Source organism: Vibrio cincinnatiensis DSM 19608 (assembly GCF_900167345.1).
Taxonomy (GTDB): Bacteria; Pseudomonadota; Gammaproteobacteria; order Enterobacterales; family Vibrionaceae; genus Vibrio; species Vibrio cincinnatiensis.
Genome location: NZ_FUXB01000007.1, coordinates 209,294 through 222,082, shown reverse-complemented (window position 1 = coordinate 222,082; position 12,789 = coordinate 209,294). Strand labels below are relative to the sequence as shown.

The window sequence follows — 12,789 nt, the reverse complement described above, 5'->3', positions numbered from 1 at the left end:
TGATTGGTCACTCAGTTCATCGATAAATCTTTTTGATTATCATCAACGAGTGCCCACACAGATTGATTGGTTTAAATTGTTAAAGAGCGGTGCTTGCGAGTCTCATGAGAGCTTCGAAGCGGAGGTGCATTCTAGCGAGTTAATTTGGCGTGTCAAACACTTTTTCAAATTTTCTTTTTTAGAAGCTTTCCCTCAACTGACACTCCCTAAAGCCTTGCGGCGTCTGCCGTGTCAGTGAGGGCGCATTATAGGGAGTTAATTAACGTTGGCAATAGATAAAATGATAATTCTTATAAATTCAAGTTCAAACGCTCAAAAAAACGACTAAAACTCCATATTAATCAAATTTGAATAGAAAAAGAGACTTAATCTCCTCAGACCAAGTCTCTTTTTTACCTAATTACTGATGAGCTGTAATGTTGCCATCTTTCACTTCTAAGTAGATTGGCATTCCAGGCACAAACTGCCCTGCTAAGATTGATTTAGCTAGCGGGTTTTCAACCGTTTGTTGAATTGCTCTTTTCAGCGGTCTTGCACCATAAACAGGATCAAATCCCACTTGTGCGATTAAGTTTAACGCTTCATCATTTACGTTCAACTCATAATCTTTGTCTGCTAACCGCTGACGTAACCGTTCAATCTGGATAAGAGCGATGGATTTAATGTGCTCTTTACCTAACGGATGGAATACAACACTTTCATCAATACGGTTTAAAAACTCAGGGCGGAAATGCTTACTCACCACCTCCATCACTTGCTCTTTCATCCCTTGATAATCCAGAGAGGCAAACTGTTCTTGAATTCTTGATGAACCTAGGTTCGAAGTCATAATCACAACGGTATTGCGAAAATCGACCGTTCTTCCCTGTCCATCGGTCAAACGCCCATCATCTAATACCTGTAATAGAATATTAAACACATCAGGGTGTGCTTTCTCGACCTCATCCAGTAAAAGAACAGAATAGGGTTTCCGACGCACAGCCTCGGTTAAATATCCCCCTTCTTCATACCCTACATAGCCCGGAGGTGCACCAACTAGTCGAGCTACAGAGTGTTTCTCCATAAACTCAGACATATCAATCCGCACCATGGCATCTTCACTATCAAACATGAAGTTCGCTAACGTTTTACACAGTTCGGTTTTCCCAACCCCTGTTGGGCCTAAGAATAAGAACGAGCCAATTGGGCGATTGGGATCCGAAAGCCCAGCACGACTACGGCGAATGGCATTCGCAACCACTTCAACGGCTTCAGCCTGTCCAATCACTCGCTGGTGAAGAACCTCTTCCATGCGCAGTAATTTCTCTTTCTCCGCTTCCAGCATTTTAGAAACCGGAATCCCCGTCTGTTTAGAAAGAACTTCCGCTATCTCTTCATCGGTGACTTTGTTACGCAGCAATGTCATCTCTTGCATTTCCGCTTGAGTGGCTAAGTCGAGTTGTTTTTCCAGCTCAGGAATTCGCCCGTACTGCAATTCGGACATGCGACTTAAGTCTCCCGCACGTCTAGCGACTTCTAAATCTAAACGAGCTTGCTCCAGTTCTGCTTTGATATGTTGAGTCCCCGAAAGCGCAGCTTTTTCGGTATTCCAAATCTCTTCTAATTCTGCATACTCTCGCTCTTTCTCCTTCAGTTCATCGTTAAGGATACTGAGCCGTTTTTCACTAGCCTCATCATGCTCATTAATTAAAGCTTGTTGCTCAATTTTGAGTTGGATAATTTTTCGTTCCAGTTTGTCTAAGGCCTCGGGCTTAGAGTCCATTTGCATGCGGATACTTGAGGCTGCCTCATCAATCAAATCAATTGCTTTATCAGGCAATTGACGATCCGAAACATAACGGTGTGATAGTGTTGCCGCAGCCACGATGGCCGGATCGGTGATCTCAACATGATGGTGTAATTCATAGCGCTCTTTGAGGCCACGCAAAATAGCAACCGTATCTTCGACCGTTGGCTCATCCACTAATACTTTTTGGAAACGACGCTCCAGCGCTGGATCTTTTTCTATATATTGACGATATTCATCCAGTGTGGTGGCTCCAACACAGTGCAACTCACCGCGCGCCAAAGCGGGTTTCAACATATTACCCGCATCCATTGAGCCTTCGCCTTTACCAGCACCAACCATAGTATGCAGTTCATCAATGAAAAGAATGACATTGCCTTCTTCTTTGGCAAGTTCATTTAAAACAGATTTCAATCGCTCTTCAAATTCACCGCGATATTTGGCCCCCGCAACCAGAGCTCCCATATCCAACGAAAGCACTCGACGCCCACGAAGCCCTTCAGGAACTTCATTATTAATGATCCGTTGTGCCAGCCCTTCGACAATCGCGGTTTTACCCACCCCTGGCTCCCCGATAATCACCGGGTTATTTTTAGTGCGGCGCTGCAACACTTGGATGGTACGGCGAATTTCATCATCACGCCCAATCACAGGATCAAGTTTACCTTGCTCTGCTCGCTCGGTGAGATCGATGGTGAATTTTTCTAAAGCTTGACGAAGCTCTTCTGCATTAGGATCATTCACTTTCTGACCACCACGGATACTTTCAATGGCTTCAGAAACTTTCTTTTCACTCAATCCTATCTCTTTTAATAGTTGACCCAGAGGGCCACGATCTTCCAATGCGGCGAGTAAAAATATTTCCGAAGAGATATAAGCATCTTGACGCTTTTGCGCCACTTTATCACAGAGGTTAAAAAGTGAACCGAGTGCATTAGAAAGCTGAATATCACCGCCAATCCCACTCACTTTAGGCAAACGATCAAGCATTTCACCCAATTTAGAACGTAACTGGGCAACATCCACACTGAGCATGGTTAATAATGGACGAATCGGACTGCCATTTTGATCGAGTAATGCCACCATCAAATGTACAGGTTCGATATACTGATGATCGCGCCCAAGTGCGAGCGACTGAGCATCGGAAATCGCTATTTGAAATTTGCTGGTAAATCTATCGAGACGCATAACCACCTTCTTAATCTCGTCGGAGATAAACTAATGACGTATAGAAAGATGGTTACGCAGAGGGGAAATTTCAAGCCAATACCATAAACTTTATAAGACTATTCCATCCAAATAAAGCTGGCTTGCCGACCTGTGATGCCCTCACGGCGATAAGAATAAAATTGTTGGGGGTGTTGATAGGTGCAAAGGTCGCAGCTATAGACTTGGTCAATACCCAATTTTGCTAACCGTAACCGAGTTAACTTCACCATATCAGCCAACCATTTGCCTTGCTGTGAAGTCGCTAAAAACGCCTGTGTCGCATCGCCATCATGATCGCAAAACGCTTCTCTGACCTCATTCCCGACCTCAAAGGCTTGCGTACCAATAGCCGGACCTAACCAAACAAGAGGGTGGCCGGTCAATTTTTGCAGCGCATTTTCAACAATACCTCCCGCCAACCCACGCCAACCCGCATGAACAGCCGCAACTTGTGTTCCTTGGCTATTGGTGAGAAGTACGGGTAAGCAATCGGCTGTCATCGCTGAGCAAACCACACGAGGAGAGGCGGTGAAAAGACCATCAGCATCCAAGATCGCTTTTGTTGGCTGATCAACTTCCACAACCTTAGTTGAATGCGTTTGATTTAACCAGATGGGGGATGAGGGCATTTGGCTCATCATCTGCACCCATTCGCGGTTACGTAACACCAATTTCGGATCATCCCCAACATGCGTACCGAGATTTAAGCCCTGATACGGCGGATGAGAAAACCCGCCGATTCGTGTAGAAGCAAAGGCTTTAATATTGTCCGGTGCTGGCCAGTTGGGAATAATCTTATTCATAATTAATACTCTTGTGAATAATTCAACTTAGCATCTTCACGTAATGCTTCAGCCATCACAACCATATCATCGGGAACTGGCGCATGAAATTCCAACACTTCCTCGGTAATAGGGTGAGCAAACTTCAGCATCACCGCATGCAGCGCTTGTCGGTCAAAATGACGAATCATTTCTGTTAGCTCTTCAGATGCACCTTTTGGAATGCGAGCCCGCCCACCATAAGCGGTATCTCCTAATAAAGGATGTTGCAAATACGCCATATGGACACGAATTTGGTGCGTGCGACCCGTTTCCAGACGAAGCCGGATTCGAGTGTGTTCACGAAAATGTTCAGCAACACGATAATGCGTTACGGCAGGTTTTCCCATTGGAGTAACCGCCATTAAAGTTCGCTTTGTAGCATGGCGACCAATTGGCTTGTCGATCATTCCACCGGCGGTCATTTTACCAATCGCTATCGCTTCATATTCACGAGTAATATTGCGTTTTTGTAGTTCACGGACCAATCGGGTTTGTGCAGGGACAGTTTTCGCCACCACCATTAACCCAGTCGTATCTTTATCTAAACGGTGCACAATGCCTGCACGAGGCACTTCCGCAATGGGAGGGAAGTGAAATAATAATGCATTTAAGACCGTACCATCCGGCGTTCCTGCACCGGGGTGCACAACGAAATCTCTAGGCTTATTGATCACGATAATATCGTCATCTTCATAAACAATATTGAGTGGAATATCTTGTGCTTCCCACCGTTGCTCATCTTCTAACTCGGCCAAAACCGTAATATTTTCTCCACCCATCATTTTTGTTCTGGGTTTAGTGACAACAAGACCATCGACGGTAATTTTCCCGTCCAATAGCCATTCTTTCAGCCGTGAGCGAGAAAAATCGGTGAACAATTCTGCTACCGCTTGATCTAAACGCTGACCAAGCTGGCTTTCTTTTACTGTTTGAGTTAATTCAATCTGCTGAGCCATATCGAACTTTTTTAAAAACCGTGAGACTAATAGCCACTAGTGTGGAAAAATAGGCTTTATTGTATCTGTTACTGAAAAGAAAGTAACGAAACGATTTATGGAGCATCCTGCTCCTAGTCTAGAAGCTTTATTGCAAGGAATCGAATCCTGACATGAAATACCAAACTTTATCGGGTTTACTCGCGTTATCTTTATTACTGACAGGCTGTTCGAGTAAAGAAGAGATTGTCCCAGACGTTCCCCCCGCAGAACTGTACAGTGAGGCACAACTATCGCTGCAAAGTGGCAACTGGCTCACCGCGATAGATAAGCTCGAAGCACTGGATTCTCGCTACCCTTTTGGCGCTTATTCAGAGCAAGTACAACTTGATTTAATCTATGCCTACTACAAAAATGATGATCTCGCACTCGGGCTAGCAACGATAGAACGCTTTACTCGTCTTAATCCAACCCATGAAAAGATGGATTGGGTGCTCTATATGCGAGGACTCACTCATATGGCTCAAGATCGTAATTTCATGCATGCACTATTCAATATTGATCGAAGTGATCGGGATCCTGAGCCCGCTAAATCGGCTTTTGCTGCTTTTAAACGTTTATTAGAACGCTACCCGAATAGCCCCTATGCTAAAGACGCTCAGCAACGCATGTATGCTTTAAAAAATCGATTAGCCGATTACGACTTAGCCACCGCTGACTTTTATTTACGCCGTGAAGCTTGGGTTGCCGCAATCAATCGCTCTCAAGAGTTGCAAAAAACCTACCCTGGAACAGAAGCGGCTCGTAAATCACTGACGATTCAATTAAAAGCTTATCAACAATTAGGGCTAGACGAAGCGGTTGAACGAACCCAACAACTCATTCAGCTAAACCCACGCCCATAGATAGATTGATACGAAAAGAGATAGACAAGCTAGAAACCAGTAGTTAAACGCTGCTGGTTTTTTCTTTGAGAAAACAAAATGAAGCTCTGACAAGAAGAAGAGAAGAACCAATGTGACTCGATTCACACTTATAAGATGAACAAAAACAGAGCAATCTTTTTTTTGAGTTGATACAACGCCCTAAAAAATAGAAAGTTTTTAGTAAGACCTACAACCCAATCTAACCATTTTTATCGAAATCTCAAGCTTTTTCCTTACCTCACACACCGACTCCTTGCTAAAGATCACGTTTATTTTTAAAGAGTCATACACCCAACCAAAAGGAGAGGTAGATCACATTCTTTTGCTATTGAAACGCTAATCTGTAGGTAACCCATGAGGGATGCAACAGAGGAAAAATCACTATGCAAATGAATATTACTGGTAAAAACATTGAAATCACCTCTGCGATCCGGAATCACATTGAGAGCAAATTCAAAAAGCTAGAAAAATGGCAAGTAGAAATTACGGGGTGCCAAGCCAGTTTTAGCGAACAACCAAACAAACAGAAAAAGTTTGAAGCAACAGTGACGATTCCAAAAGGTCAACTGGTTGCCTCAGCGATTCACGATGACCTTTACGCTGCGATTAATGAGGTAGAACAAAAACTTGAACGTCAATTAAATAAATTGCGTCACAAACCAGAATCGCGGCGAGCAGATAAACCCGAAGTGGAAGAAGAAGAGACTGAATAATCTGAACCATTGCAGAGATAGCGCCTTAGGGCGCTATTTTTTTGCTTGACGCTCCTATCTGGCTTGCTTATTGTGTCGCTTGGATAAATAACCTAACAACGATGAATCATGATAGATAACTCACTGTTCCTTTTTGACTTCTTTTTTCTCCAATAATCCTTGGAGGCGAGCTCGTTTACGGAAATAAGTCAAAAACGAACAGGAAGCCTCCCTAGGGAGGCTTTTTTTATAAGGATTTTATAATGACAAACCATTCCCCTTCATTGGAAGAGATTCGATTACGTTTAAACACCATAGATGACCAACTGCTAAAGCTGCTTTCTGAACGACGTCAACTCAGTATTGAAGTGGCGAAAAGTAAAGTGAAAACCTCCAAACCCGTTCGGGACATACTGAGAGAACAACAACTGTTGGTAAAACTTATCCAATCAGGAAAAGAGAACTATCAGTTAGACGCCCAGTACATTACCAAGCTGTTTCACACTATCATTGAAGACTCCGTCTTACTTCAGCAAGCCTACTTGCAAAATTTAGCGAATCCAGAAAATCGCAAGCCTCTCGCTCGCGTTGCCTTTTTAGGTTCTAAAGGATCATACTCCCACTTAGCAACCCGTGAATACTTCAGCCGTAAGAATACCAAATTAATTGAGCTCAATTGTGAGCAATTTAGAGAAGTGACAAAAACGGTGGAATCAGGACATGCAGACTACGGCGTTCTTCCGATTGAAAATACCAGTTCAGGCTCTATCAATGAAGTCTATGATCTTTTACAACACACAACTTTATATATCGTAGGAGAAATCACGCAACCGATAGAACACTGTTTAGTGGCGACTCAAGATATCCGATTAGAAGAGATCAAAATACTCTACTCACACCCACAGCCCCACCAGCAATGTAGTGAATTTTTGAGTCGATTAAAGGGTGTGAAACTAGAAACTTGCATCAGCACCGCTGATGCTATGAAGAAAGTTCAAGACTTACAAAGAAAAGATGTGGCAGCCATCGGTAATGCCTCTAGCGGTAAACTCTACGGATTACAAAGTATTCAAGGCAATATTGCGAACCAAACTGAAAATCATACACGCTTTATCGTAGTCGCACGTAAACCCATTGAGGTGTCCACCCAGATCCCCGCAAAAACCACCTTAATAATGTCAACGTCTCAAGAGGCGGGAGCCTTAGTTTCCACCCTCTTGGTTTTACAACGTTATGGGATCAATATGACAAAATTAGAATCTCGTCCAATTATGGGAAACCCATGGGAAGAGATGTTTTATGTCGACTTAGAAGCTCATGTCGATTCACAAGAGATGCAGCAGGCACTGGGTGAATTAACCAAACTTACCAAACATTTGAAAGTGTTAGGCTGCTATCCGAGTGAAAATATCAAACCGACACACATTAAGTTAGCCAATCAATAAAGATAGAGTCTGCCATGAAAAACGTTATTGTCGCCTCGCTCAATCCAGCAAAAATTAATGCCGTTAAAAGTGCATTTCACGACGTGTTTCCAGATCAAGCATTTCATTTTCAAGGCGTTTCCGTTGCTAGTGGGATTTCTCCTCAGCCAATGAATGATAATGAAACCAAGCAGGGGGCACGCAACAGAGTCAGCAATGCAGAGCAGGCCATCCCCGATGCAGATTATTACGTTAGTCTTGAAGCAGGAATTGAAAATGGTTCGACCTTTGCTTGGATGATCATCAAGTCAGGTCAGCGTTATGGTGAGTCACGTTCCGCAAGCTTACCACTTCCTCCAATGGTAGCAGAGCAACTCACACCGGATAATGAATTGGGTCATGTGATGGATAAAGTGTTTGCCACCGAAAATATTAAGCAAAAAGGAGGCGCTATTGGTTTGCTCACTCGTCATAAGCTCACTCGTAGCTCGGTCTATCATCAAGCGTTAATACTTGCCTTAATTCCATTTACCAATCCGGATCTCTTCCCCATCAATAACCTCAAGTCGTTCGGAGTTACAAGATGAACAGTCAGCGAATTCCCTTTAGCGAACAAAATGCGAGAAAAATGGGCATTAAGTCATAAGGTTGTTAAGGTAACAATAATTTGGCTAGAGAATCTCGCTCTTGCTCAGAGCGAGATTTTAGTTCATTAGACCCCCGTGTAATGGTTGCCACTCCCACTCCTAACATCTGGCTAATCTGACGCTGAGAGAGTTCGCCTTTAAGCAGTTCACATAAAATGTTCACTCTCGCCACCAGCGCTGCTCGTTCATCAGGAGTCATTAACATAGTTAACAGCATTTCATGTTGTTCATGCGTTGTAGCTTGCTTGACTAATGTTAATAGCTCACACCAGTCACTATACTCAGGTTGTGATGACATTTTTGTACTCGTTGGGTGATACACTCCTCTATTGTAGAGAACACTCAGCCGGAATCAATATCTTGTTGCTAACTCTTGTTGTGTTAAGAATTCTCCATCCATTGCCATTAAATCGCGGTAATAGGTTTCAAACATCAAAATATTCTGTACATATCCACGGGTTTCACGAAAAGGGATGGATTCAATAAACGCATAAACATCTAATTGACCTTGCGTTTGTTCTCTCCAGCGATCCACTCGGCTTGGCCCCGCATTATAAGCCGCAAAAGCAAAAATTCGGTTATTATCATAGCGCTCAAGTAGGCTATTTAAATAGTGGCTACCTATCTCTATATTTTTCCCTACCTGATAAAGATCATCCTCACTGTCATAATTAAGGTGGTATTTTTTTGCCGTATAACGGGCTGTTGCTGGCATCACTTGCATGATCCCTCTGGCTCCTACCGAGGAGCGCGCCTCTACATCCATCGCACTCTCTTGCCGAGCCAACGACATTAAAGTCACAGGATGAATACCATGTTTCTTACCATAAAAATTAAACCACCATTGATGAGCTAATGGAAAACGCAGTTGCGTGTTATCCCACAAATTCGCAGAGATGGAAGCTTGTACAGTTAGGTGATGCCAGCGCTGGGTAGCCGCATAAACCGCTAGCATTTCTTTCTCTTCTTGATTGGCTTGCTGCAATAGCCAATTCCACTCACTTTTCGCTGCCGCAATTTTGTCTCGCTCAATTAACTCACCAATACGTACTAACGCTTTTTGATAAGGCTTTAGCAATGAGCGTCTTAAAGAGAGTGAAGAGCTAGGATATTGGATAGACTGTTTCATCCACTGAGCGGCAGCAACACTATAAAAATTACGTTGCCCAAGTAACGCCCGCATTCGCTCCAAGCCTTGTGATTCTTTTCCTTGAGCAAGCTCAGCTCGAGCAAGCCAATACTGCCAACGCAGTGAGTTTCTCTCCTCTTCAGATAACTGGTGAATCCATACCGTTAGACCTTGCCAATCTTGCTCACGCAGTGCAAGCCGTATGCGCCTTTCAATAAGGTGAACATGAGAGCTGTTAAGAATCACCGAATCTCGCCATTGTCTAAGAGACTCACTCTCTACATCCATCATGCGTAGAGCAATATATTGAGCAACCCGAGTTTGTTGAGAAGAGGGCCAAGATACCCTTTCATTGACGGCTAACCAACGATTTTGAGCCTGAATGGCATCACTACGCGCCAGCTTTTCTAGCGCCAGTTCGACGGCTTGATATAACTTATTAAAGGAGTGATTCTGCTGAATAAATGCCAATACCGTTTCAGGAGCATCGTATAATTTCAGCAGCGCCGCTGCATTGGCTTCACTCACTTTTCCTGCCAGTTTCCCTGTTAGATGCACCATTAAAGCGCGGTTACGCCCATCAAAAGCTAATAACATTCGCTCAAGAATCATGGTTTCGGTTAAGCCCCCCCTCTGCTCCCAAACCATAAATAACTCATCACATGCCGAAGAAATACTCGCACCATTTTTCCATAATGATTGAGCACCACTAAAAGCTTCTGAATAACGCCCTGTTTTTAACTTGGCGGTATAGTAGTAACAGCGATACGTTTCACCATTAGGAACATTGGGTGAAAATTGAAGGAGTTCCGCCCACTTACCTTGACGAGCTAATGCTCTTAGGTAAGGGGCACTAATGCGGTTAGAGAAAGGAAAGTCTTTATGAGCATCGATAAAAGTGCGCACCACAATAGGGGGCTTTTCCCCCAAATCAATTAAGAAGCTTCGATAATCTAAATAGGGTGTCAAAGGATAGTCCGCCAACTTTGAGCGGGCTTTTTTAAAACGGCTGACTTCTTTATTATCTAACCAACCATGGGCCTGTTCATAGAGTTCACGCTGAGCCTCCAAATCCAACGTTCCAGACAACGCATGCCCACTTAATATCCCCCACCCAATCAACACGACTGACAAAATTCGAGATGACTGAAAAAAATCCCCTAGCGTCATAACGCTTTATTCCTTTATAAACAAACAATCCAATGCAGGATTCATTACGCAGACTCTTGCATACAATGTAAAGAGCGCAGATGTAAAATTGAAGTCAATTATGAAACCATCGATTAAATCTCCAATGACCGCTCAAATTTATCGATAGCACACCCTATCATCGAGAAGTAAAAACCAAAATTACGGCCCACTAGTAACAAATGAATATGCTTTAGTATAGAATAGCGGCTTTGTTCTGTTTGAAAGATTAGGAATGATCGGCAATGGCTGAATACGTCTATACCATGTCTCGGGTGAGCAAAATCGTGCCCCCTAAACGTCAAATACTTAAAGATATTTCTTTGAGCTTTTTCCCCGGAGCAAAGATCGGGGTATTAGGTTTAAATGGTTCAGGTAAATCGACCCTACTACGTATCATGGCTGGCATTGATAAAGATTTCGATGGTGAAGCACGTCCGCAACCAGGGTTAAATGTGGGATACCTCCCCCAAGAACCGGTGTTAGATGAAAATAAAACCGTCCGTGAAGTTGTTGAAGAAGCCGTTGCTGACGTGGCCTACGCACTTAAACGTTTGGATGAAGTGTATGCAGCCTATGCCGAGCCCGAAGCCGATTTTGATGCACTTGCCAAAGAGCAAGGGGAACTCGAAGCCATTATTCAAACTAAAGATGGCCACAATTTAGATAACGTTCTTGAACGAGCTGCCGATGCACTGCGCTTACCAGAATGGGATGCCAAAGTCGCAACATTATCAGGTGGGGAACGTCGTCGAGTTGCCATTTGTCGCCTACTGCTTGAAAAACCAGACATGCTATTACTCGACGAGCCCACCAACCACCTAGATGCAGAATCTGTGGCTTGGTTAGAGCGTTTCTTAGTCGATTATAGCGGCACCGTCGTAGCCATTACCCACGACCGTTATTTCTTAGATAATGCGGCGGGGTGGATTTTAGAGTTAGACCGTGGTGAAGGTATTCCATGGCAAGGTAACTACACTTCTTGGTTGGAACAAAAAGACGCCCGTCTACAGCAAGAAGCTTCACAAGAGAAAGCTCGTCAGAAAACCATTGAAAAAGAGCTGGAATGGGTTCGTCAAAACCCTAAAGGCCGCCAAGCTAAATCCAAAGCTCGTATGGCGCGTTTTGAAGAACTACAGAGCACTGAGCATCAGAAACGGAATGAAACCAATGAACTGTTTATCCCGCCTGGTGATCGCTTAGGTGATAAAGTGATTGAGGTGAAAAACCTCACCAAATCTTTTGGTGATCGTGTGCTGATTGATGATCTCTCTTTTAGTATCCCTAAAGGAGCGATTGTCGGCATTATCGGGGCGAACGGTGCCGGTAAATCAACGTTATTTAAAATGCTCAGTGGTGTCGAGCAGCCAGACTCTGGCAGCATAGAAATGGGGGATACGGTAAAACTAGCCTCGGTTGATCAGTTCCGTGACAGCATGAATGATAAAAACACAGTCTTCAAAGAGATCTCAGAAGGTGCTGATATTATTCGTATTAATAACTTTGAAATCCCAGCTCGTGCTTACTGTTCTCGCTTTAACTTTAAAGGGGTCGATCAACAAAAAGTGATCGGTGAACTGTCTGGTGGGGAACGAAACCGTGTGCACTTAGCCAAACTTCTCAAAGCTGGCGGCAACGTACTGTTACTCGACGAGCCAACCAACGACCTTGATGTAGAAACCCTGCGTGCTTTAGAAGAAGCACTCCTTGAGTTTCCGGGTTGTGCCATGGTGATCTCGCATGACCGTTGGTTCCTCGACCGTATTGCGACACATATTCTCGACTACCGTGATGAAGGTAAAGTGAACTTCTATGAAGGTAACTACACTGAATACATGGATTGGCTCAAACAGACATTAGGGGCACAAGCGGCAGAACCTCATCGCATCAAATATAAGCGCATTACGAAATAACCCTATTCAGGCCGCATTCGCGGCCTGAATTATCTTTTTATTCATAAACCTGATGAGATAAATAGCTACGCCCTTGAAGCAGCAACTCTGCTATGCTTAGGCTATATGCTATTCTC

10 protein-coding genes and 1 other annotated feature are annotated in these 12,789 nt (G+C 43.7%); of the genes, 5 read left to right on the top strand and 5 right to left on the bottom strand.

What is annotated here, in order from left to right:
* Nucleotides 1-400: 400 nt before the first annotated feature.
* The 3 genes from clpB to rluD all read right to left on the bottom strand — a co-directional run bounded on the left by clpB (nucleotide 401) and on the right by rluD (nucleotide 4,775).
* Nucleotides 401-2,974, bottom strand: coding sequence for an ATP-dependent chaperone ClpB (gene clpB / locus B5D54_RS08680; protein WP_078926144.1), 2,574 nt, complete (start codon nucleotides 2,972-2,974; stop codon nucleotides 401-403).
* 98 nt (nucleotides 2,975-3,072) lie between these two features.
* Nucleotides 3,073-3,798, bottom strand: a complete 726-nt coding sequence (gene pgeF, locus B5D54_RS08675) for a peptidoglycan editing factor PgeF (protein ID WP_078926143.1) — start codon at nucleotides 3,796-3,798, stop codon at nucleotides 3,073-3,075.
* Between the two features lie 2 nt (nucleotides 3,799-3,800).
* Nucleotides 3,801-4,775, bottom strand: coding sequence for a 23S rRNA pseudouridine(1911/1915/1917) synthase RluD (gene rluD, locus B5D54_RS08670; RefSeq protein WP_078926142.1), 975 nt, complete (start codon nucleotides 4,773-4,775; stop codon nucleotides 3,801-3,803).
* A gap of 152 nt (nucleotides 4,776-4,927) precedes the next feature.
* On the opposite strand from rluD, the gene B5D54_RS08665 reads away from it, so the two are divergent.
* From B5D54_RS08665 to yjjX, 4 genes are all read left to right on the top strand, one after another.
* Nucleotides 4,928-5,659 carry an outer membrane protein assembly factor BamD gene (locus B5D54_RS08665; protein WP_078926141.1) on the top strand — a complete coding sequence of 244 codons (732 nt, stop codon included), beginning with the start codon at nucleotides 4,928-4,930 and terminating at the stop codon, nucleotides 5,657-5,659.
* Nucleotides 5,660-6,063: 404 nt separating this feature from the next.
* Complete coding sequence (gene hpf / locus B5D54_RS08660; protein ID WP_078926140.1) at nucleotides 6,064-6,393, top strand: ribosome hibernation-promoting factor, HPF/YfiA family; 330 nt, start codon at nucleotides 6,064-6,066, stop codon at nucleotides 6,391-6,393.
* A gap of 110 nt (nucleotides 6,394-6,503) precedes the next feature.
* Nucleotides 6,504-6,623: a sequence feature (Phe leader region), on the top strand.
* 12 nt (nucleotides 6,624-6,635) lie between these two features.
* Nucleotides 6,636-7,817, top strand: coding sequence for a prephenate dehydratase (pheA, locus tag B5D54_RS08655; RefSeq protein ID WP_078926139.1), 1,182 nt, complete (start codon nucleotides 6,636-6,638; stop codon nucleotides 7,815-7,817).
* A 14-nt stretch (nucleotides 7,818-7,831) separates the two neighbouring features.
* Nucleotides 7,832-8,383: an inosine/xanthosine triphosphatase gene (yjjX, locus tag B5D54_RS08650; RefSeq protein ID WP_078926138.1), complete on the top strand. Its 552-nt coding sequence runs from the start codon at nucleotides 7,832-7,834 to the stop codon at nucleotides 8,381-8,383.
* A 64-nt stretch (nucleotides 8,384-8,447) separates the two neighbouring features.
* On the opposite strand, the gene trpR is transcribed toward yjjX, so the two are convergent.
* Nucleotides 8,448-8,741 carry a trp operon repressor gene (gene trpR, locus B5D54_RS08645; protein ID WP_078926137.1) on the bottom strand — a complete coding sequence of 98 codons (294 nt, stop codon included), beginning with the start codon at nucleotides 8,739-8,741 and terminating at the stop codon, nucleotides 8,448-8,450.
* 54 nt (nucleotides 8,742-8,795) lie between these two features.
* Nucleotides 8,796-10,742 (bottom strand): transglycosylase SLT domain-containing protein, encoded by a 1,947-nt coding sequence (locus tag B5D54_RS08640; protein WP_078926136.1) that lies wholly within the window; start codon nucleotides 10,740-10,742, stop codon nucleotides 8,796-8,798.
* A gap of 263 nt (nucleotides 10,743-11,005) precedes the next feature.
* Between B5D54_RS08640 and ettA the strand changes: the two genes are divergently transcribed.
* Nucleotides 11,006-12,673 carry an energy-dependent translational throttle protein EttA gene (ettA, locus tag B5D54_RS08635; RefSeq protein WP_078926135.1) on the top strand — a complete coding sequence of 556 codons (1,668 nt, stop codon included), beginning with the start codon at nucleotides 11,006-11,008 and terminating at the stop codon, nucleotides 12,671-12,673.
* Nucleotides 12,674-12,789 lie beyond the last annotated feature (116 nt).

What these genes read in the sequence shown, in the direction of transcription:
- clpB (WP_078926144.1), bottom strand. Translation starts at nt 2,974, where the DNA reads ATGCGTCTCGATAGATTTACCAGCAAATTTCAAATAGCGATTTCCGAT.
- pgeF (WP_078926143.1), bottom strand. Translation starts at nt 3,798, where the DNA reads ATGAATAAGATTATTCCCAACTGGCCAGCACCGGACAATATTAAAGCC.
- rluD (WP_078926142.1), bottom strand. Translation starts at nt 4,775, where the DNA reads ATGGCTCAGCAGATTGAATTAACTCAAACAGTAAAAGAAAGCCAGCTT.
- B5D54_RS08665 (WP_078926141.1), top strand. Translation starts at nt 4,928, where the DNA reads ATGAAATACCAAACTTTATCGGGTTTACTCGCGTTATCTTTATTACTG.
- hpf (WP_078926140.1), top strand. Translation starts at nt 6,064, where the DNA reads ATGCAAATGAATATTACTGGTAAAAACATTGAAATCACCTCTGCGATC.
- pheA (WP_078926139.1), top strand. Translation starts at nt 6,636, where the DNA reads ATGACAAACCATTCCCCTTCATTGGAAGAGATTCGATTACGTTTAAAC.
- yjjX (WP_078926138.1), top strand. Translation starts at nt 7,832, where the DNA reads ATGAAAAACGTTATTGTCGCCTCGCTCAATCCAGCAAAAATTAATGCC.
- trpR (WP_078926137.1), bottom strand. Translation starts at nt 8,741, where the DNA reads ATGTCATCACAACCTGAGTATAGTGACTGGTGTGAGCTATTAACATTA.
- B5D54_RS08640 (WP_078926136.1), bottom strand. Translation starts at nt 10,742, where the DNA reads ATGACGCTAGGGGATTTTTTTCAGTCATCTCGAATTTTGTCAGTCGTG.
- ettA (WP_078926135.1), top strand. Translation starts at nt 11,006, where the DNA reads ATGGCTGAATACGTCTATACCATGTCTCGGGTGAGCAAAATCGTGCCC.